This is a genomic window from Sinosporangium album (assembly GCF_900100605.1).
Classification (GTDB): domain Bacteria; phylum Actinomycetota; class Actinomycetes; order Streptosporangiales; family Streptosporangiaceae; genus Sinosporangium; species Sinosporangium album.
In genome coordinates this window covers 1-19,143 of the sequence record NZ_FNCN01000023.1, presented here as the reverse complement: position 1 = coordinate 19,143, position 19,143 = coordinate 1, and the positions used below count along the sequence as shown (strand labels likewise).

Here is a 19,143-nt window from a genome sequence, read left to right as displayed (position 1 = left end):
TGTCCGGTTCGCACAGTCGACACGGAGTCAGCGCCATTGGGATAGCCATCCGAAGCCGCCGAGGCCGCCCGGGTCGATCAGTTCGGCTTCCTGCGAGGCCCGGGCGAGGGCGCGGAGGTAGGCCCTGGGGTCGGTGCGGGCCTGCTCGATCGGAGGGCGGGCCCCGGTGACGCCGAGCGCCAGGAGTGCCTCCCGCTGGCCGGTGAGCCGGGTGGACACCGCGCCGGCGCGCCGGCCGGCCTCGGCGCAGGCGTCCAGCGCCACGTGGGCGGTGATGTCGCACAAGCCGTCGGGCACGGGAGGCACCGCCGTACCGTCGCGATAGCCCATGAGCGTGCCCCGCGCCGGACGCTCGCCCGCGCTGTGCGCGTAGTCGATCGCGATGGCGAGGCCCCGGGACATCGCTCCGATCACGGCGGCCCAGGCTTGATCGCGGGGACGGCCGATCTCGGCGCGGGCGCCCACGGGGCCGACAGGCCACCAGCGCGCGAGCCAGGCCAGGTCGTCCGCGCTCGGCGCCGGTCCGAGCCGCTCGGCACCCCGCTCGTCCACGAGGACGAGCCTCGGCCCCCGCGCCGTCTGCTCCACGACGTCCACGGGCACGTTGTCCAGCCATTCGTTGGCGACCACGAGCCCGCTGACGCCGTACGGCACCGCCGGCGCCCAGGCGATCTCCTCGGCGAGTTCCTCAGGGCGGGGGGCCAGGTCGACCGCGGTGACCCGCAGCCGGGCCCGGAGCACTTCGGGGGCCAGCGCGAGCATGGCGGCGCTCAACCCGCCCTCGCCTGCGCCGATGTCGACCAGGTCGAGGACGGGTGGTGAGCCGAGCGCGGTGTCCACCTTCGTCAGGGCGCATAGCAGCGCCTCGGCGAAGACGGGGGAGGCGCTGGGCGAGGTGCGGAAATGTCCTGATGGGCGTTCGCGTAGGTAGAACCCGCCCTCGCCGTAGAGTGCCCGCTCGGTTGCCTCGCGCCAGGTCAGCCACATGATCAGGGAGGTTAGCGGTGTGATGGGCGGGGTGAGGTCATGACGGCATGGCCGTACCGTGACACGCAGAGTTATGTGATTGCCACGCATTGTCGCTGATTTGCGCTAGCGTTACGGAGCGTGTGGGGGCGATTACTCAACCGGCCCGGCCCCCGGCGGGCTTGGTGCGGTGATCTCCCCTGGCCGACGGGGGGTGTGCGGCGTGTTTCGCCCAGTGCGGACACCCCGCGGTCGGTTGTCCGACCAAGCGCGGTCCCAGCCGCGTGAAAAGCGTTAGAAATGGAGTAGTTGTGCGCAAGACTCTTCAGAGAACTGCTGTGGCCCTCGGTGTGACCGGCATGATGTTCATGGCCGCCCCTGCGGCGATGGCGGACCACCACAAGACGAGTGGCAGGCACGGCATCCTCTCCGGCAACCAGATCTTCGCGCCCATCACCGTGCCGGTGAACGTGTGCGGCAACTCGATCGCGATCCTCGGTGTGGCCATCTCCGGCTGCAAGGGTGGCGCCTCGATCTTCGGGCGCTGACGTCGGGCGCTGACGTCATGCGCTGATGAGGGGTCGTGCGGCCGGTCCTTCTCGGGTGTTCACCCGGCCGCATGAAGAAAGGGCGCCGGGTCCGCGTGCGGGCCCGGCGCCCGTTCGCATACCTCTCGTGATGATTCCGTGTCCCATCCTTTCTCCATCGGGCCCCCATGCGTATCCAGGGGCATGAGGTTTCGCTACCCATGGGGCATTTGTCGCTATCTCAATGGGCCTCAAAGCCTGTCCCATGCTTTCCCCGAGCCCGCGCCACGCCGAGAGGCGGAGCCGGGTAGTTGATCATATGAGCGCGCCCGTTACCCTGGGCTGCTGGAACAGGGAGCCTTTTTCATCCCATCCCGCGACCTTCGTCGCGTGCGATCACGACGCCTGAACCGGCCGGAAACCACTCCGCATCCCAGGGCGCCCAGGGATGGAGAAGCTCGTGATCTCCATGGTCGACAGGACGGGACGTCATGGACGCAGGTGATCGCCCGGCACGGCTGGCCGTCGGCGTGCTGGGGGCAGGAAAGGTCGGTTCCGTTCTGGGAGCCGCCCTGGCACAGGCGGGCCATCGGGTCGTGGCCGCCAGTGGGGTCTCCGACGGTTCGCACCGCAGAGCGGTCGAACGGCTCGGCCTCACGCCGACCACCGCCGAGGAGGTGGTGCGCCGATCCGAACTGGTGCTTCTCACCGTCCCCGACGACGCGCTCCCCGGCCTCGCCGCCGGGCTCGCGGCGACCGGGGCCGGCCTCAGAGGCAAGCTGCTGGTCCACACCAGCGGCGCGTACGGCCTGGCCGTGCTCGAACCGGCCGTCCGCGCCGGCGCCATCCCCCTCGCGCTGCACCCGGTGATGACCTTCACCGGCCGCGACGACGACGTGCGCCGCCTCACCGGGTGCTCGTTCGGAGTGACCGCCTCCGAGCAGTTCAGGCCCGTGGCCGAGGCCCTCGTCATCGAGATGGGGGGAGAGCCCGTCTGGGTGGCCGAGGCCGACCGGGCGCTCTACCACGCGGCGATCGCCGGGGCCGCCAACCACATGGTCACGCTCATCGCCGAATCCTCGGAGCTCCTCCGTACCATCGGCGTCGACAACCCCGGCCGCATGCTCGGCCCGCTGCTCGGCGCCGCGCTTGACAACGTGCTGCGCCTCGGCATCGCCGGGCTGACCGGTCCCGTGGTGCGGGGCGACGCCGGCACCGTGCGCAAGCACGTGGACGCGCTGATCCTCGCGGCTCCCGAGGCCGCGGACGCCTACGTGGCGCTCGCCAGGCTCACCGCCGACCGGGCGCTGGCCGCCGGACTGCTCAAGCCCGAGGCCGCCGAACGGCTGCTCGACGCACTGGGAGGGAACATTTGGACATGATCGTTGTCGAGGACCGGGCGGGGCTGACCGCCGTCCGCGAGACACTGGGCGCCACGCGGGGAGAGGCGACGATCGCGCTCGTCCCCACCATGGGCGCGCTGCACGAGGGACACCGCTCCCTCATCCGGCTCGCTCGCCAACGAGCCGACCACGTCGTGGTGAGCATCTTCGTCAACCCCCTGCAGTTCGGGCCGGGGGAGGACTTCTCCCGCTATCCGCGCACACTCGCCGCCGACCTCGCCGCCTGCGAGGCCGAGGGCGTCGTCGCGGTCTTCACCCCCGACCCCGCGGCCATGTACCTCCCCGACCGGCAGGTCTCCGTCTCGGCGGGCGGCATGGGCACGGTCGTCGAAGGCGAGTTCCGGCCCGGACACTTCGAGGGCGTACTCACGGTTGTCCTGAAGTTGTTCAACCTTGTGCGTCCGGATATCGCGGTGTTCGGACAGAAGGACGCGCAGCAGCTCGCGCTGATCCGGCGCATGGTGGCCGACCTCGACGTGCCCGTCGAGATCGTCGGGGCGCCCACCGTCCGCGAACCGGACGGGCTGGCCCTGTCCAGCCGCAACCGCTACCTCGCCCCGCAGGAGCGGGTCACCGCGCTCGCGCTCTCCCGAGCTCTGCGCGAGGGCGCGCGGCTCGCCGAGGCCGGGGCCGGCGCGGGGGAGGTGCTCGGCGGGGCCCGTGCCGTCCTGGAGGAGGCCCGCACAGCCGAGCCGCCCCTCGCGGTCGACTATCTTGTGCTGGTCGATCCGGCGACCTTCACCGAAGTGGGGCCCTCGCACCAGGGGCAGGCCCTGCTCGCGGTCGCCGCGCGGGTCGGCGCGACGCGACTCATCGACAACATCGGCGACATCACCGTCTCCCCGGGCCACCCCTCCCAAGCCGACTCCTGATCCCGCCCTTCCGAAGTCCGACCGTCCCCCACCACGGCGTGCACGCGCGCGGCGCGGCGCGACCGCAGAGAGGCAGACATCGCATGCTCAGGACCATGCTCACCTCGAAGATCCACAGGGCCGTCGTCACCCAGGCCGACCTGCACTACGTGGGATCGCTGACCATCGACGAGGACCTCATGGACGCCGCCGGGCTGCTTCCCGGCGAACAGGTCCACGTGGTGGACATCGACAACGGCGCCCGTCTGGTGACCTACACCATCGCCGGGCCGCGCGGCTCGGGCGTCATCGGCATCAACGGCGCCGCCGCCCGGCTCGTACACACCGGCGACCTGGTGATCATCATCGCCTACGGGCAGATGGACGCCGCCGAAGCCCGTTCCTTCACCCCGCGCGTCGTGCACGTCGACGAGAACAACCGCATCGTCGCGCTCGGGCATGACTTGGCGCAGCCCGTTCCGAATTCGACGGAGATCCCGGGCGATCTCATCGCTTGATCTCGCTTTCCGCTGGAACGCCGCCGGTACGGCTCACGCCGTACCGGCACCCCGCGGTACGGCGAGCTCACGCCTGCCGTTATCGTCATATTGACGAAATAGTGCCCGGGAACCATGTCAGGCCCAAGGAGACCCGATGAGTGCACCGACCCTCCCCCTACGCCTCACCGCACAGCCTCCCGGCTGGACCGTTTCAGCCGAGATCGTGGTCGTGGGGTCGGGGATCGCCGGGCTCACGGTGGCCCTGCGGTACGCCGAACTGGTGCCCGACGCCGACGTGCTCGTCGTCACCAAAGACGAGCTCTGCGCCGGGTCCACCCGCTGGGCCCAGGGCGGCATCGCCGCGGTGCTCGACCCGGGCGACACCCCCGGCGAGCACCTGTCCGACACGATGACGGCCGGCGCGGACCTGTGCGATGAAGAGGCCGTCCGGGTGCTCGTCACCGAGGGGCCGGACGCGCTCCGGCGCCTGATCGACCGCGGCGCCCGCTTCGACCGCGACGAGCGCGGCGAACTCCAACTCACCCGGGAGGGCGGGCACCGGCGCGACCGCATCGTGCACGCGGGCGGCGACGCGACGGGCGCGGAGGTGCAGCGCGCGCTGATCGAGGCCGCGCAGGCCGAGCCCCGGATCCGCATCATCGAGCACGCGCTCGTGCTCGACCTGCTCAAGGACTCCTCCGGAACCGCCTGCGGAATCACGCTGCACGTCATGGGCGAGGGCTCCGAGGACGGCGTGGGCGCGGTCAGAGCCGGCGCGGTCGTGCTCGCCACCGGAGGCATGGGCCAGGTCTACGCCGCCACCACCAACCCCGCCGTCTCGACGGGCGACGGGGTGGCGCTGGCGCTGCGCGCCGGCGCGGTCGTGCGCGACCTGGAGTTCGTGCAGTTCCACCCGACGGTGCTCTGGCTCGGCCAGGACGCGACCGGCCAGCAGCCCCTCATCAGCGAGGCCGTGCGCGGCGAAGGCGCGGTGCTCATCGACTCGCACGGCGAGCGCTTCATGGCCGGCGTCCACGAACTCGCCGACCTCGCCCCCCGCGACATCGTCGCCAAGGCCATCACCCGCCGCATGCACGAGACCGGCGCCGAGCACGTCTACCTCGACGGACGCCACTTCGGCGAGGCCAAATGGCGCAGCCGGTTCCCCACGATCCACGCGGTGTGCCGCGAACACGGCATCGACCCGGCCACCGAGCCGATCCCCGTCGCCCCCGCCGCGCACTACGCCAGCGGGGGAGTGCGCACCGACCTCCACGGCCGCACCAGCGTCCCCGGCCTCTACGCCTGCGGCGAAGTCGCCTGCACCGGGGTCCACGGCGCCAACCGCCTGGCCTCCAACTCGCTGCTCGAAGGGCTCGTCTTCGCCGACCGCATCGCCGCCGACATCGCTGCCGTACGGCGCGGCCCCGGCGACCCGGCCCCCGACGAGCGGCCCTCCTCCCTGGTCGACCCGCGCACGCGACCGCGCGTCCAGGCCCACATGAGCCGCGGCGCCGGCGTGCTGCGCAGCGGCCAGAGCCTGTCCGAGGTCCGCGCGGCCCTGGTGGGCGCCCGATGGACGCCCGTCGCGGTGGAGCCGCGCACCGAGTCGTGGGAGGCGAGCAACCTGCTCACCGTGGCCACCGTCCTCGCGGCCGCCGCCGGCGCCCGCGAGGAGACGCGCGGCTCACACTGGCGGGAGGACTACCGCGAGCGCGACAACGTCCGGTGGCGAGGCCACCTCGACGTTTCCCTGACCGAGGAGGGACTGACCATGGAATATGTGCGCAGCGACGACCGGAGCACCGTCCTGCCGGAGCGGGTGCAGGCCGACCTGGTCGCCGCCGGCCTCTCCCCGGACGCCGTCACCGCCGTCTACGACGCGGCGCTGAGAGAGGACGTCTGGGCCGACGGCGACGTCACCAGCGCCGCCACCATCGCCGAGGACGCCGTCGCCGTCGCCGACGTCGTGGCCCGGGCCTCCGGCGTCGTCGCCGGCCTCGCGCTCGCCGAAGGGCTGTTCGCGTACTCCTCCCACGGCCGCCTCACCGCCGAACGGCACGTCAAGGACGGCGAACAGGTGGAACGCGGCGACATCCTCATGACCGTCACAGGGCCGGCCCGCGACCTGCTCACCGCCGAGCGCACCGCCCTCAACCTGCTCACCCACCTGTCCGGCATCGCCACCCTCACCGCCCGGTGGGTCACCGCCCTGTCGGGCACGGACGCGCGGGTGCGCGACAGCCGTAAAACCCATGCGGGACTCCGCGCCCTGGAGAAATACGCAGTGCGCGCCGGGGGCGGGGCCAACCACCGCATGTCGCTCTCCGACGCGGCCCTGATCAAGGACAACCACGTGGTCGCCGCCGGCGGGGTGGCGGAGGCGTACCGCGCGGTACGCCGGGCCTACCCGGACCTGCCCGTCGAGGTGGAGGTCGACCGGCTCGACCAGTTCGAGGTCGCGCTCGCCGAGGGCGCCGACGAGATCCTCCTCGACAACTTCACGCTCGACGACATGGCCCGCGCCGTACAGCTCAACCAGGGCCGGGCCAAGCTGGAGGCGAGCGGTGGGCTGACCCTCGACATGGCGCGGGAGGTGGCGCTGACCGGCGTCGACTACCTCGCCGTGGGCGCCCTCACGCACTCGGCTCCCGCCCTGGACATCGCGCTCGACCTCCGGGAGGGGTGACATCCGCCGGCCGTACGGCTCCCGCCCGGCGGCAGCCGTACGGCAGGGCGCTTGGGGCGCGTGGACGGGGAGGACACGGGCGGTCGCGGAACGACCACGGGGTGAGGCTTTCGGCCCCTCCGCGATCTGCCTAATCTGTCTTCCGAAGCTCATCGCGCATATGGCGTCGAGGTCATGGTTGGCTTGCCCTAGATAGGAAAAGTGTGTCACTTCTTCTAGCGATCGATGTTGGGAACACCCACACCGTCCTCGGCCTGTTCGACGGTGACGAGGTCATCGAGCATTGGCGGCTCGCCACCGATCCCCGACGCACCGCCGATGAGATCGCGGTCGTGCTCCAAGGGCTTCTGGCGCAGTCTCCACTGCTCAAGAACGCGGACATCGGCGGCATCGCCCTCTGCTCGACCGTGCCGTCCGTGCTCAATGAGATGCGTGAGATGTGCCGCCGCTACTACGGCGACGTCTCCGCGGTGATCGTAGAGCCGGGGGTGCGCACGGGTGTGCCGGTGCGCATGGACAATCCCAAGGAGGTCGGCAGCGACCGCATCGTCAACGCGCTCGCCGCCATCCACCTGTACGGCGGGCCGTGCGTCATCGTGGACTTCGGCACCGCCACGTCGTTCGACGCGGTCTCGGCCAAGGGCGAATACGTGGGCGCGGTGACCGCGCCGGGCATCGAGATCTCCGTCGACGCCCTGGCCGCGGCGGGAGCGCAGCTCCACAAGGTGGAGCTCGTCAGGCCGCGCTCCGTGATCGCCAAGAACACCGTTGAGGCCCTCCAGGCCGGCATCATCTACGGCTTCGCCGGCCAGGTGGACGGCATTGTGGAGCGCATGGCGGCCGAACTGGCCGACGACCCCGACGAGGTGACCGTCGTGGCGACCGGCGGCCACGCGGCGCTCGTGGTCGGGGAGGCGCGTTCGATCGACGTGCACGAGCCGTGGTTGACGCTGATCGGCCTGAGGTTGATCTACAACCGCAACAAGCCGTAGCCGGGGAGAAGCTGGAAAAGAAGATGGTTCGTCCCGGTGCCGGGACGAACCATGGATTCTTCTAGCGGACCTGCAAGGGCCCTCTCACGGGCCCTCACCCTCCGGTGGGCTCTTCAGTGGGCCGTCGGCAGGCTCTCCAGCAGGCTCTCCAGGGGAGGGACGATCACTCGTCGTCGGCGCTGTAGAGGTACTTCCAGGAGCCGCACTTGATCGGCGTCGCGCTGTGGAGGCCGATCTGGCAGACCTTGGCGCGCACCGCGTCGACGTCGTAGTTCCAGAAGGTGAAGCTCTTGGCGCTGCCGGCTCCACAGTGCTTGTAGACCTTGCGGTTGGTCCAGGCGCCGTCGTCGCCGAGGCCGTGGGTCTGGAAGCGGATGTAGGCGCACTTGCCGCCGCGCGAGTAGGTGCGGTGGTCGAGGTCGTACAGCTTGCCCTTGACCCGGACGCTGTTGGACTCGTCCTCCTCGTCCCAGTCGACCTTGACGGTGCCGTTGGCCTTGGCCTTGAAGTTGGCGGAGTAGTACGAGCCCCAGTAGTCGACGCTGTTCGCGGACGAGGCGGCGCGGGCGGTGTCGGTGGTGTCGGCGCTCGCCGGGCCCGTGAAGGCCAGGGTGCCGACGGCTGCGGTGGTTGCGATGATGGCCAGGATGCTGCGGGTGCGCTTCATGTCACTTCTCCTCTTCGCCCCCTGGACCGGCGTTGTGCCGGATCCCCCCGGGTTTGTTGCATCCTTGGTAACTCGGGCTTCTTGCAGCAATCCTTACGTTCGCCTTACATGCGCTTTCAAGATGAGCCTGACATCTTGCAGTTCGCCAAATCGGTAGTCTGTGGGGTTGTGACCGATGAAGTGACGACGACAGCCGAGGATCTGCCCGAGCAGATGCGTGTGCGCCGGGAGAAGCTCGACCGCCTCCGCAGCGAGGGCATCGACCCCTACCCGGTGACCTTTCCGCGCACCGCGACCGTCGCCGAGGTCCGTGAGAAATACAAAGATCTACCCACCGACACCCAGACCGGCGACCGCGTCGGCGTGGTGGGGCGCATCATGCTCTCCCGCCAGGGCGGCAAGCTCTGCTTCGCCACGATCCGCGACGGCTCGGGCGACATCCAGATCATGCTGTCGCTCGACCGCGTCGGCGAGGAGTCGCTGACCGCCTGGAAGCGCGACACCGACCTCGGCGACCACGTCGGCGTCGAGGGCGAGGTGATCACCTCCCGCCGGGGCGAGCTGTCGATCCTCGTGGAGAACTGGCAGATCACCTCCAAGTGCCTGCGCCCCCTGCCGGAGAAGCACCACGGCCTCACCGACCCCGAGGCCAGGGTGCGCCTGCGCTACGTCGACCTGATCGTCAACGACGAGGCGCGCCGCATGGCTCGCGTGCGCAGCGACACCGTGCGCGCGGTCAGGGACTTCTGGCACGAAGAGGGCTACCTGGAAGTCGAGACCCCGATGCTCCAGCCGATCCACGGCGGAGCGTCGGCCAGGCCCTTCAAGACCCACATCAACGCCTACGACATGGAGCTCTATCTGCGCATCGCGATCGAGCTCTACCTCAAGCGGCTCGTGGTCGGCGGCATCGACAAGGTCTTCGAGATCAACCGCAACTTCCGCAACGAGGGCGCCGACGCCACGCACAACCCCGAGTTCACCATGCTCGAGGCGTACGGCACCTACCTCGACTACAACGACATGGCGGTGCTCACCCAGCGGATGTACCAGCGGGCCGTCGTCGCGGCCCTCGGCACGACCGTGGTCGTGCACGAGGGACAGGAGATCGACCTCGGTGGCGACCAGTGGCCGCGCATCACGCTCTACGGCTCGGTGTCGGAAGCCCTCGGTGAGGAGATCACCCCGGAGACCCCGCTAGAGGTCGTCCGTAAACTGGCTGACTCGCGTGAGATCACCTGGGACCCCAAGTGGGGGCAGGGCAAGCTGGTGCAGGAGATCTTCGAGGCGCTCGTCGAGCACACGCTCGTCGCGCCGACGTTCGTCATGGACTACCCGCTGGAGACCTCGCCGCTGACCCGCCAGCACCGAGACAACCCGCTCCTCACCGAGAAGTGGGACCTCATCGGCTTCGGCACCGAGCTCGGCACCGCCTACTCCGAGCTGGTGGACCCGATCGAGCAGCGGCGCAGGCTCACCGAGCAGAGCCTGCTCGCCGCGGGCGGCGACCCGGAGGCCATGCAGCTCGACGAGGACTTCCTGCAGGCCCTGGAATACGCCATGCCCCCGACGGGCGGCATGGGGGCGGGCATCGATCGCATGATCATGGCCTTCACGGGGCGCAACATCCGCGAGACCATCCTGTTCCCGCTCGTGAAGCCGACCGGCTGAGCGGTCTCCCGACCGTCTCGACCGCTTCGACATCCTTCTCGAATAGCTCGACCACCCGACCGTCGGCGCGTCCCTTCAGTGGGACCGTCGGCGGTCTCGCTTTCTATGCCATCGGGCTGTGTTGTGTGGAATAGCACATAGCCCGGACACCTTGACATACTTCCCGATAAATGAGGAACTAGTAATTGATCACGTGCGGTGGCTCCACCCGGTGGCGAGCCGGCGGTGAGCGTCCGCGAACGGCGACGGCGCCGCCGCCTCCCGGTCGAGACGTTGCTGGAGTGCCAGCCTGTCGAACAACGTCATGATCGCCGTGGCGGTGTCCCGGCGGTCTCGTACGGCGGAAGCCGACCCGGGCAGGTGCCCGGCCAGAAGGCCGGCGACCGCCGTACGTGGCTCTCGCCGGCGTCCACGCGGTCGGCGCAGAAGATCCTTTTTCCACACGGCATGGCGAACAAACTCGATTTCAAGGTCAATCTACTGGGCGTGTGCGTCGGCCCGGTCATGGAAATGTGGCCTTAATGCACTGAACAGCACTTCCTTCGGTACTTCCGGGCCATCCATTTCTTCAAGATTGCTGAGTGGTGGGCGGATACGCTGCGTGAAGGACGGCGCTCTCGGTGAACTTCGGGATGTCCGCGAGAGCGTGCGAAATAGCTCGCGCTTTCCCGAGAAATGCGCGTAGAGCACCCCGATGGTGTATCCCGCGCGCGTGGCGATCTCTTCGACCGAGGTTCCCGCGTAACGGCGCTCGGCGAACACTTCGGCGGCGGACGCGGGGGAGGAGTTCTCGGGTTCTGGCCTTCGCTTGAGTCCGATTTGGTGGAATTGGTCTAGACATATCGTGAGTACTTCACATAGCGATGACTATGTCAACGGCGAGTCGTCCGCATGTAGCGATCCGAACTTGACGACCTTTCAAGAAGGCGTTTACCGTTCCTGGCGGGCCACCAAGATAGGTTCGTGCGCCGTGTCGCCGAGTTCCGTGTTGGGGGGAGGGCTCCCGATGGCATATCCCGATCTGGATTCCCACCGTCATGCCGGTTCCCTGGAGGCTCACGGCCTCGGGCTGACGGAAGACGACCTGGTCATCCTGGCCGAGCTGGCCAAAGGCGTCACGGTCGACCGCGTGGGACGCAGGCTCGACATCAGCGGGCGCACGGTGCGCCGCCGCCTGCGCGGCATCTGCGACCGCATAGGCGTCGCCACCGCCATCGAGGCCGTGGCGTGGGCCGCCCGCCGAAGACTCATCTAACTTTTCGGTTAGTTTTATGGACCGTTCCCAAACTGTCCGAGCTGCGGGAAGAGTCGCGCTCCACAGGGTGGCCCCGCAGGCTCGCGCCGTACGGTTCGCTCTTGCCTGTCAGGCTCTGTCCGCTCGGGCCCGGTCCGCTTGGGCTCTTGCCTGTCAGGCTCTGTCCGCTCGGGCCCGGTCCGACCAGCCCGACCAGCCCGCTCAGGCCCAGCCAATTCCGCCCGCTCCAGTCGCTCAGTTCGCGATGCGGATGGCCCCCGCGTAGGGCCGGTTGGCGATCGACGCCACCCGTACGACGTCGCCGGTGCGCGGCGCGTGCACCATGAGCCCGCTGCCGATGTAGATGCCCACATGGTGCAGGTCGTTGTAGAAGAAGACCAGGTCGCCGGCGCGTAGCTGGTTCTTCGGGATGCGCTTGCCGGCCGTCCACTGGGAGCCCGTGTAATGCGGAAGGCGGATCCCGACCTTCTGATAGGCCCACATGACAAGCCCCGAACAGTCGTAGCCGTGCGCGCCCTCCGCGCCCCAGATGTAGGGCTTGAGCTGCTGCGTCATGGCCCACCTGGCCGCCTGTGCGGCCTTGCCCTCGCCGATGATCGGCACACTGACCCGTACGGCACGGCCGCCCGCCGTGGCCTGGTCCATCACCCGGCGGAACAAGTTGCTCTCCACCTTCGCCACCAGCGAGCGGATCTCGTCCCGCTTCCCGGCCAGGTCTGTGACCAGGGACTTGACCTCCGCGCTGCGGGTCTTGGCGGTCTCCTTGGCCTTCTCCGCGGCTGCCATCGCACGGGCGACCTGGTTGACCTCCTCGCCCTGCTGCTGTTCCAGGGCGTAGAGCGTGGCGGCGCTGTTCAGCAGCGAGTCGGGGTCACCGACCCCCGTGAGGGCCATCGTCATGCTCAGGCCGCCTGTCATATAGGCGTTCTGAGCGAGGAGAGCCGCTTTGCGGCGACCGGCTTGAAGCTCTGACTCACTGGTCGACAGCGTCTTGTTCGCCGCCGCAGCGGTGCGCTGAGCCTCTTTGAGGCGTATCCGCTCGCCGTTGTACTGCTCGCTGAGCGTCGCGATGTTCTCGTGGAGCTTCTCGACCTGTTCGGACAGCTCCTGGAGGGTCGGCTGCGGGTCGGCCGAGGCGGCCCCGAGGGGTGTGGCGAGGACCAGCGCGCTCATCGCGACCGCGATCCTCAGCGAGAAGCGGCGGCGCGGGGCGACGGGGGGCGGGGTGGGCGACCGTGGGATGGGCGACCGTGGGATGAGCGACCGTGGGATGAGCGACTGCGGGGCGAGGGGCTGCCGACCTGGGCGGATCTCCGCGTTCCCCCGCCTGGCACGACGCGCACGCACCTGAATCACCGACCAGCTCCTCTCATCACCACCTGCGGGATGCGGGGCGCCGATCGGCGTGAGGGATCGGGCCGGAGCCGCGCTCGGGCAGGCTCGGACTGACCTTGGGGCCGTGGTGCCGCCGCATGTGGATCCCCGGTTTCCCCTGGGTGGAGGGGATGTGACGCTCACCGCGCCGGGCGCGGCTCACATCGACCGTGGACATTAGTGCACGCAGTGGTTCTTGCTCAACCAGAACTGAGAACTCTGTGGAGCTTTCACAAGCCCACCATCTCAGGGAGATCACATATATTCATGATCGGCGGGTGGGTTGGATGGCTTTTGCGTGCGTCTGCCGAGCTGTGAGGGAGATCACCGCAGGTGTCCTGACGTATGAATGGCGAAATTAGCGGACATGCGGAGCTTGTGAGTTGACCTCGACCTTCGCACTTTCTGTCATCGTCTTGTAACATTCAGTGGTCGAATAGAGGTAGTCCGTAATTACTCGGACCGAGGACGTACGCTGATCGGTCATGGAGCAGGTCGCCGAGCCCCCCACATCCCCAGTCGCCACCTCCGAGGGCACCGCCGAGCCTGCGGAGGTCTCCCCGCAGGTCATCGTCCGGCGCGCCCGCACGCCCGACGTGCGCGCCATCCGGCGCCTGGTCGACACCTACGCCGGCACCGGTCCCCGCCTTCTGGAGAAGGCCACCGTCACGCTCTACGAAGACGTTCAGGAGTTCTGGGTCGCCGAACGCGGCGGTGCCGTGGTCGGATGCGGCGCACTCCACGTGCTCTGGGAGGACCTCGCGGAGATCCGTACGGTCGCCGTCGACACCGAATGCCGCGGCATGGGCATAGGCCATCACATCGTCGCCGCGCTTGTGGAGACCGCCCGGGACCTCGGGCTCCGCCGCGTCTTCTGCCTCACATTCGAAGTCGAGTTCTTCGCTCGCCACGGATTCCGCCGGATTCAGGGCACGCCGGTGTCGCCGGAGGTCTACGCCGAACTCCTGGCCTCCTACGATGAGGGGATCGCCGAGTTCCTAGATCTTGAGCACGTCAAGCCGAACACCTTGGGGAACACGCGAATGCTCCTTCATCTCCCTGCTGGTGACGCTGTCGGTGTCCAAAGGGAAAGATGACTGTTGATGGTGATGTCGATACCTTGTGCGAAGCAAGCATGCGTCCGCACACGTGTCGCATGCGCAGTTGAAGCGAGGTGACACGGTGAGCACCGGACAGCCGCCGTATCCACAGGACGACCAGAATCGCGATGGATTCTCGGCGGGCTGGTCGGAATACGGGAAACAGGACGCGGGACGGAGTCCGGCCGACTCCGATCCCGACGCGACGATCGTCGGCTACCGCGCGGACACGGGCTCTGGGCCCGCGCCGCAGCAGGCACAGCAGGGCTACACCGGACAGAGTTACGCCGGGCAGGGCTACGGGGACCAGGCGCCGGCCGTACCCCCTTATGGACAGCAGCAGGGTTACGGCCAGGGCGACGCGTCGCCGTACGGCCAGCCGGCGCAGCCGCCCTACGGGCAGCAGCAGGGTTATGGACAGCAGTCCGATCCCTACGGTCAGCAGGGTTACGGCCAGCAGGGTTACGGCCAGCAGGGGCAGCCGGGTTACGGCCAGCAGGGTTACGGCCAGGCCGGTGCGTACGGCTCGCAGGGCTACGGCGCCTCCGACCCGGGCCAGGCCCCCGGCTACGGAGGGCAGCCGGGTTACGGCGACCAGGGCTACAACCCGCAGGGCTACAACGCGCAGAGCTACAACGCGCAGGGTTACGGTCAGCAGGGGCAGCCGGGTTACGGCGGGCAGACCGCATACGGGCAGCCGTCCGATCCGTACGGCAGGCCCGGGGGATACGCCCAGGACTACGGGCAGGGCGGATACGGCCAGGTCGGCGGATACGGCCAGCAGACCTACGGGGCCTCCACCCAGCCCGGCCAGGGTTCATCCGGATATGGGGGGCAGGAGCACGCGGGTCAGCCCTACACGCAACCGGCCGACCCCTACGGCGGGGGAGCGTACGGCCAGCAGGGTTACGCGGCTCCTCCCATGGGCGGCTACGGCGCCGCGGCTCCCGGATACGGGCAGGTTCCGGCTTACGGCCATTCGCCCTATGGGGCGCCCGCGGGTGCCGTTCCGCCCGGGGCTCCGGCTCCGCTGGCCGAGTGGTGGCAGCGCCTGGTGGCGAGGATCATCGACGGTCTGCTGTTCGGCGTTGTGAGCGCCATCATCTCGATGATCTTGACTGCGATATTCTTCATCCCCGAGCGGTGGAACCCGGAGACCGAGGCGATCGATCCGGTGGGCGGTCTGTTCATCGCCACCCTGCTCGCCGCCCTGTTCAGCGCGGCCGCCGTCATCACCTACGAGTTCCTCATGCTTCGCCGGGGTGGACAGACCCTCGGCAAGCTGGCGATGGGCATTCGCGTGGTCCCCGTCGGCGGCACGCTCGCGCCGGGCGGATTGAGCACCGAAGTCGTGATCAGGCGGGCCGGTGTGCTCTGGGGCGGCTACGCGATCTCGTGGATTCCGGTGGTCGGAAACCTGATCTACGGTGTGTTCGGCCTGGTCAATGTGCTGTGGCAGTTCTGGGACAAGCCGCTTCAGCAGTGCCTGCACGACAAGGTGGCCAACACCGTGGTGGTCAAGGTCAAGTAGGTTCGTCGATTCGACGGTTCGTCGGTAACGGGGCCGGAGCGGCATCGCTCCGGCCCTGTTTCACGTGGACGTTCATGTGGGTCTTCGCACGGGCCTTCAGGTGGACGTTCATGTGGGTCTTCACATGGACGCCGACCGGCCCGTCGTAAGGGGCCGGTCGGCCGCAGTAAAAAGATCGCCTTTTTCCGGCAAAACCTCCAGCCAGGGCCCAAACCCATGGAAACGGTGACAGTTCTCGCACGAGATGGCGTCCCGGCCGTGCCGTTTCCCCTGCGTCCGGCCGTTCCGGCGTCTCACCCTCAGGTAACGTTTTCCATCCTTCTGAGCCGCGCCGGCCCCCGGCGGGGGCCGCGGGAGGGGGTTTCGGACATCCGACATCCGTCTCGCGGTCACGTGGGAGCGGGCGGCGGAGTTGTTCTTGTCGGGCCCTGCGGCGCTCCTCGCAATGTCATGCCGCGCGCATCCATGTCATCGCCGGTGGCCAACGCCATCACCTTTTAGAGGTGAACGAATCGCGACGTGTGCATTCCCCTCGTCCCGTAGTGTCAGTCCGTGACAGATGACAAGGCCAGGGCAGTCCGCATGGTCAAGTCGCTCGGCTGAGGTGGCCCTTTCCAGTCGAGTGATCACCCGAGGGGCGCCGTCGAGTGCTATTGCAGGTTTTTGGCAGCACATCCGGTAAGGGATCTGGAGAGACACCCATTAAGCTGTTACCCGCCCCGAGGTGCGCAGATGGCCGCCCCTGCCCTACGTGTGGGCGCCCAGTAGCGCTATCGTCGTCTGTGGGGCATCTGCCCGCGACCGCCCGCCCTCAGGGTGACCCCCCGGGCCGCTTGTGAATAAAGACCATGGCCACGAAACAGTCCCCCGGCGCTGAGCGAGGACGTAATGCCTGAAGTATTGGAAGCCTTGATACCCCCGGTCGTCGTCGGCGGCGCCTTCATCTATGGCGTCGTGAAGCTCGTCCGATCGGAGGCGGCGGGCCGTCGCCCAAACCGGGGCGATGAGGGCGACAAGCCGGCCTGAGCCTCACGGCCGCACGAATCCTTCGGGTCGTGAATTGTGTGCGCGGCATTTCCGGTATATGTTTGGCTCGCCAATGAAACAATGCCCCGCGAAAGGATTGCGTGCATGGCCAAGCAGATCCAGGAGATTCTCATCGACGACCTCGATGGTGGCGAGGCCAATGAGACGGTCGCCTTCGCGATTGACGGCTCGTCGTATGAGATTGACCTGAGCGACGGAAACGCCAAGAAGCTGCGCGAGGCGCTCACGCCTTTCGTGCAGAGCGCGCGTCGGGCGAGCACGTCCGTCACGCGCCGCCGCCGCGGCGGCCAGCGGGCCCTCACCCGCGACAAGAGCGCGGAGATCCGTCTCTGGGCCAAGCAGAACGGCCTCCCCGTGAGCGAGCGCGGTCGAATCGCTTCCTCGGTCGTCGAGAAGTACGAGGCGGCGCACTAGGGTCTTACCCTTCGCGGCGGGGCAGGTCCGGCTTCGCCCGTGGGTTCAGTGCTCCGGCCTTTTTGCCGAACCATGCGCTTATGACGACCGCCTAGGACCCCGGCGGTCGCCATAAGCGCATGATCGCGTTTTGGCGCTCCTCAAACCTCGTTCGCTTGCGGCGTAGCGGGAACACCTGGCCCCCGACTAGTAGTTGGATGAAGGGTGAACGCCCTGCTCTCGGGGAACGTCTTCCTCAGTGAGCGGTCTTCGAGACGGGGCTGGCATGCGGAATGATGGGACCGGACAAGTCCGGGTCCGACTGACCGCTCTGTGAGGAGCGACGAGATGTTCGAGAGGTTCACCGACCGCGCGCGTCGGGTTGTCGTCCTGGCCCAGGAAGAGGCCCGGATGCTCAACCACAACTACATCGGCACTGAGCACATTCTTCTCGGTTTGATCCACGAAGGCGAGGGTGTCGCCGCCAAGGCGCTCGAGAGTCTGACGATCAGTCTTGAAGGAGTGCGCCAGCAGGTCGAGGAGATCATCGGCCAGGGCCAGTCTGCGCCGTCGGGGCACATTCCGTTCACCCCGAGGGCCAAGAAGGTCCTTGAGCTGTCGCTCCGCGAGGCCCTGCAACTCGGCCACAACTACATCGGCACCGAGCACATCCTGCTGGGCCTCATCCGCGAGGGTGAAGGCGTGGCGGCCCAGGTGCTCGTGAAGCTCGGCGCCGATCTCAACCGGGTGCGCCAGCAGGTCATTCAGTTGCTTCACGGCTACCAGGGCAAGGAGCCGGCCGCTTCGGGCGGGCCCCAGGAGTCCGCGCCGTCCACGTCGCTGGTCCTCGACCAGTTCGGCCGCAACCTGACCCAGGCCGCCCGCGAGGGCAAGCTCGACCCCGTCATCGGGCGTGAGAAGGAGATCGAGCGGGTCATGCAGGTCCTGTCCCGCAGGACCAAGAACAACCCGGTGCTGGTGGGAGAGCCCGGCGTCGGCAAGACCGCCGTCGTCGAGGGCCTGTCCCAGAAGATCGTCAAGGGCGAGGTGCCCGAGACGCTCAAGGACAAGCAGCTCTACACGCTCGACCTGGGCGCCCTGGTGGCGGGCTCCCGCTACCGCGGTGACTTCGAGGAGCGCCTGAAGAAGGTGCTGAAGGAGATCCGCACCCGCGGCGACATCATCCTGTTCATCGACGAGCTGCACACGCTCGTCGGAGCGGGCGCCGCCGAGGGCGCGATCGACGCCGCCAGCATCCTCAAGCCCATGCTGGCGCGAGGCGAGCTGCAGACCATCGGCGCGACCACCCTTGACGAATACCGCAAGCACCTGGAGAAGGACGCCGCGCTTGAGCGCCGGTTCCAGCCGATCCAGGTGGCCGAGCCCAGCCTCAGCCACACGATCGAGATCCTCAAGGGGCTGCGCGACCGCTACGAGGCGCACCACCGGGTGTCCATCACCGACGGCGCCCTGGTCGCCGCGGCGACCCTGGCCGACCGCTACATCAGCGACCGGTTCCTGCCCGACAAGGCGATCGACCTGATCGACGAGGCCGGCTCGCGGATGCGGATCCGCCGCATGACCGCGCCGCCGGACCTGCGCGAATACGACGAGAAGATCGCCGTGGTGCGCAGGGAGAAGGAGTCGGCGATCGACGCCCAGGACTTCGAGAAGGCCGCGGCCCTGCGCGACCAGGAGAAGCAGCTCATGCTCAAGCGTGAGCGGCGGGAGAAGGAGTGGAAGGCCGGCGACATGGATGTCGTGGCCGAGGTCACCGAGGAGCTCATCGCCGAGGTGCTCGCGACCGCCACCGGCATCCCGGTCTTCAAGCTGACCGAGGAGGAGTCCCAGCGGCTGCTGCGCATGGAGGACGAGCTCCACAAGCGCATCATCGGCCAGGACGACGCGATCAAGGGGCTGTCGCGGTCCATCCGCCGCACCCGCGCCGGTCTGAAGGACCCGCGCCGCCCGGGTGGTTCGTTCATCTTCGCCGGGCCGTCCGGCGTCGGCAAGACCGAGCTGTCCAAGGCGCTCGCGGAGTTCCTGTTCGGCGATGAGAACGCGCTGATCATGCTGGACATGTCCGAGTTCATGGAGAAGCACACGGTCTCGCGGCTGTTCGGCTCTCCGCCGGGCTACGTCGGCTACGAGGAGGGCGGCCAGCTCACCGAGAAGGT

At 68.4% G+C, this 19,143-nt stretch carries 17 protein-coding genes; 12 read left to right on the top strand and 5 right to left on the bottom strand.

Annotation, left to right across the window (positions count from 1 at the left end; translation table 11 throughout):
- Positions 1-27 precede the first annotated feature (27 nt).
- The gene (locus BLQ73_RS21655; protein WP_093172745.1) at positions 28-987 is read right to left on the bottom strand and encodes an SAM-dependent methyltransferase; all 960 of its coding nucleotides are present in this window, start codon (positions 985-987) and stop codon (positions 28-30) included.
- 290 nt (positions 988-1,277) lie between these two features.
- On the opposite strand from BLQ73_RS21655, the gene BLQ73_RS21650 reads away from it, so the two are divergent.
- From BLQ73_RS21650 to BLQ73_RS21625, 6 genes are all read left to right on the top strand, one after another.
- A complete protein-coding gene (locus BLQ73_RS21650) occupies positions 1,278-1,514 on the top strand; it encodes a chaplin (RefSeq protein ID WP_245691250.1) in 237 nt (78 codons plus the stop codon).
- Between the two features lie 470 nt (positions 1,515-1,984).
- Complete coding sequence (locus BLQ73_RS21645) at positions 1,985-2,875, top strand: Rossmann-like and DUF2520 domain-containing protein (RefSeq protein ID WP_093172743.1); 891 nt, start codon at positions 1,985-1,987, stop codon at positions 2,873-2,875.
- A complete protein-coding gene (panC, locus tag BLQ73_RS21640; RefSeq protein ID WP_093172740.1) occupies positions 2,872-3,768 on the top strand; it encodes a pantoate--beta-alanine ligase in 897 nt (298 codons plus the stop codon). Before BLQ73_RS21645 ends, panC begins: the two co-directional genes overlap by 4 nt.
- 83 nt (positions 3,769-3,851) lie before the next feature.
- Entirely contained in the window at positions 3,852-4,265 is a 414-nt protein-coding gene (panD, locus tag BLQ73_RS21635) for an aspartate 1-decarboxylase (RefSeq protein WP_093172738.1), read from the top strand.
- A 136-nt stretch (positions 4,266-4,401) separates the two neighbouring features.
- Positions 4,402-6,936: an L-aspartate oxidase gene (locus tag BLQ73_RS21630; RefSeq protein WP_093172736.1), complete on the top strand. Its 2,535-nt coding sequence runs from the start codon at positions 4,402-4,404 to the stop codon at positions 6,934-6,936.
- Between the two features lie 203 nt (positions 6,937-7,139).
- Entirely contained in the window at positions 7,140-7,928 is a 789-nt protein-coding gene (locus BLQ73_RS21625) for a type III pantothenate kinase (RefSeq protein WP_093172734.1), read from the top strand.
- A gap of 163 nt (positions 7,929-8,091) precedes the next feature.
- On the opposite strand, the gene BLQ73_RS21620 is transcribed toward BLQ73_RS21625, so the two are convergent.
- Complete coding sequence (locus tag BLQ73_RS21620; RefSeq protein WP_093172732.1) at positions 8,092-8,595, bottom strand: hypothetical protein; 504 nt, start codon at positions 8,593-8,595, stop codon at positions 8,092-8,094.
- Positions 8,596-8,763: 168 nt separating this feature from the next.
- On the opposite strand from BLQ73_RS21620, the gene lysX reads away from it, so the two are divergent.
- Positions 8,764-10,266, top strand: a complete 1,503-nt coding sequence (gene lysX / locus BLQ73_RS21615) for a bifunctional lysylphosphatidylglycerol synthetase/lysine--tRNA ligase LysX (protein ID WP_275936309.1) — start codon at positions 8,764-8,766, stop codon at positions 10,264-10,266.
- 189 nt (positions 10,267-10,455) lie between these two features.
- Here the strand turns inward: lysX and BLQ73_RS21610 are convergent, their stop codons facing one another.
- Together BLQ73_RS21610 and BLQ73_RS21605 are read right to left on the bottom strand one after the other, a co-directional pair.
- Positions 10,456-10,710: a hypothetical protein gene (locus tag BLQ73_RS21610; RefSeq protein WP_093172728.1), complete on the bottom strand. Its 255-nt coding sequence runs from the start codon at positions 10,708-10,710 to the stop codon at positions 10,456-10,458.
- 33 nt (positions 10,711-10,743) lie between these two features.
- Positions 10,744-11,028 (bottom strand): helix-turn-helix domain-containing protein, encoded by a 285-nt coding sequence (locus BLQ73_RS21605; RefSeq protein ID WP_245691248.1) that lies wholly within the window; start codon positions 11,026-11,028, stop codon positions 10,744-10,746.
- Between the two features lie 244 nt (positions 11,029-11,272).
- Between BLQ73_RS21605 and BLQ73_RS21600 the strand changes: the two genes are divergently transcribed.
- A complete protein-coding gene (locus BLQ73_RS21600) occupies positions 11,273-11,521 on the top strand; it encodes a LuxR C-terminal-related transcriptional regulator (protein ID WP_093172724.1) in 249 nt (82 codons plus the stop codon).
- 234 nt (positions 11,522-11,755) lie between these two features.
- Here BLQ73_RS21600 and BLQ73_RS21595 read toward each other — a convergent pair whose 3' ends face one another.
- On the bottom strand, positions 11,756-12,694 hold the full coding sequence (locus BLQ73_RS21595) for a C40 family peptidase (protein ID WP_093172723.1): 939 nt from the start codon (positions 12,692-12,694) through the stop codon (positions 11,756-11,758).
- A gap of 686 nt (positions 12,695-13,380) precedes the next feature.
- Between BLQ73_RS21595 and BLQ73_RS21590 the strand changes: the two genes are divergently transcribed.
- The 4 genes from BLQ73_RS21590 to BLQ73_RS21575 form a co-directional block, all read left to right on the top strand.
- Complete coding sequence (locus tag BLQ73_RS21590) at positions 13,381-13,992, top strand: amino-acid N-acetyltransferase (protein WP_093172721.1); 612 nt, start codon at positions 13,381-13,383, stop codon at positions 13,990-13,992.
- Positions 13,993-14,077: 85 nt separating this feature from the next.
- Complete coding sequence (locus tag BLQ73_RS34680) at positions 14,078-15,526, top strand: RDD family protein (RefSeq protein ID WP_093172719.1); 1,449 nt, start codon at positions 14,078-14,080, stop codon at positions 15,524-15,526.
- Positions 15,527-16,657: 1,131 nt separating this feature from the next.
- Positions 16,658-16,987 (top strand): histone-like nucleoid-structuring protein Lsr2, encoded by a 330-nt coding sequence (locus BLQ73_RS21580; protein WP_093172717.1) that lies wholly within the window; start codon positions 16,658-16,660, stop codon positions 16,985-16,987.
- A 327-nt stretch (positions 16,988-17,314) separates the two neighbouring features.
- On the top strand, positions 17,315-19,143 hold a 1,829-nt coding region (locus BLQ73_RS21575), incomplete at its 3' end, for an ATP-dependent Clp protease ATP-binding subunit (RefSeq protein WP_093172715.1).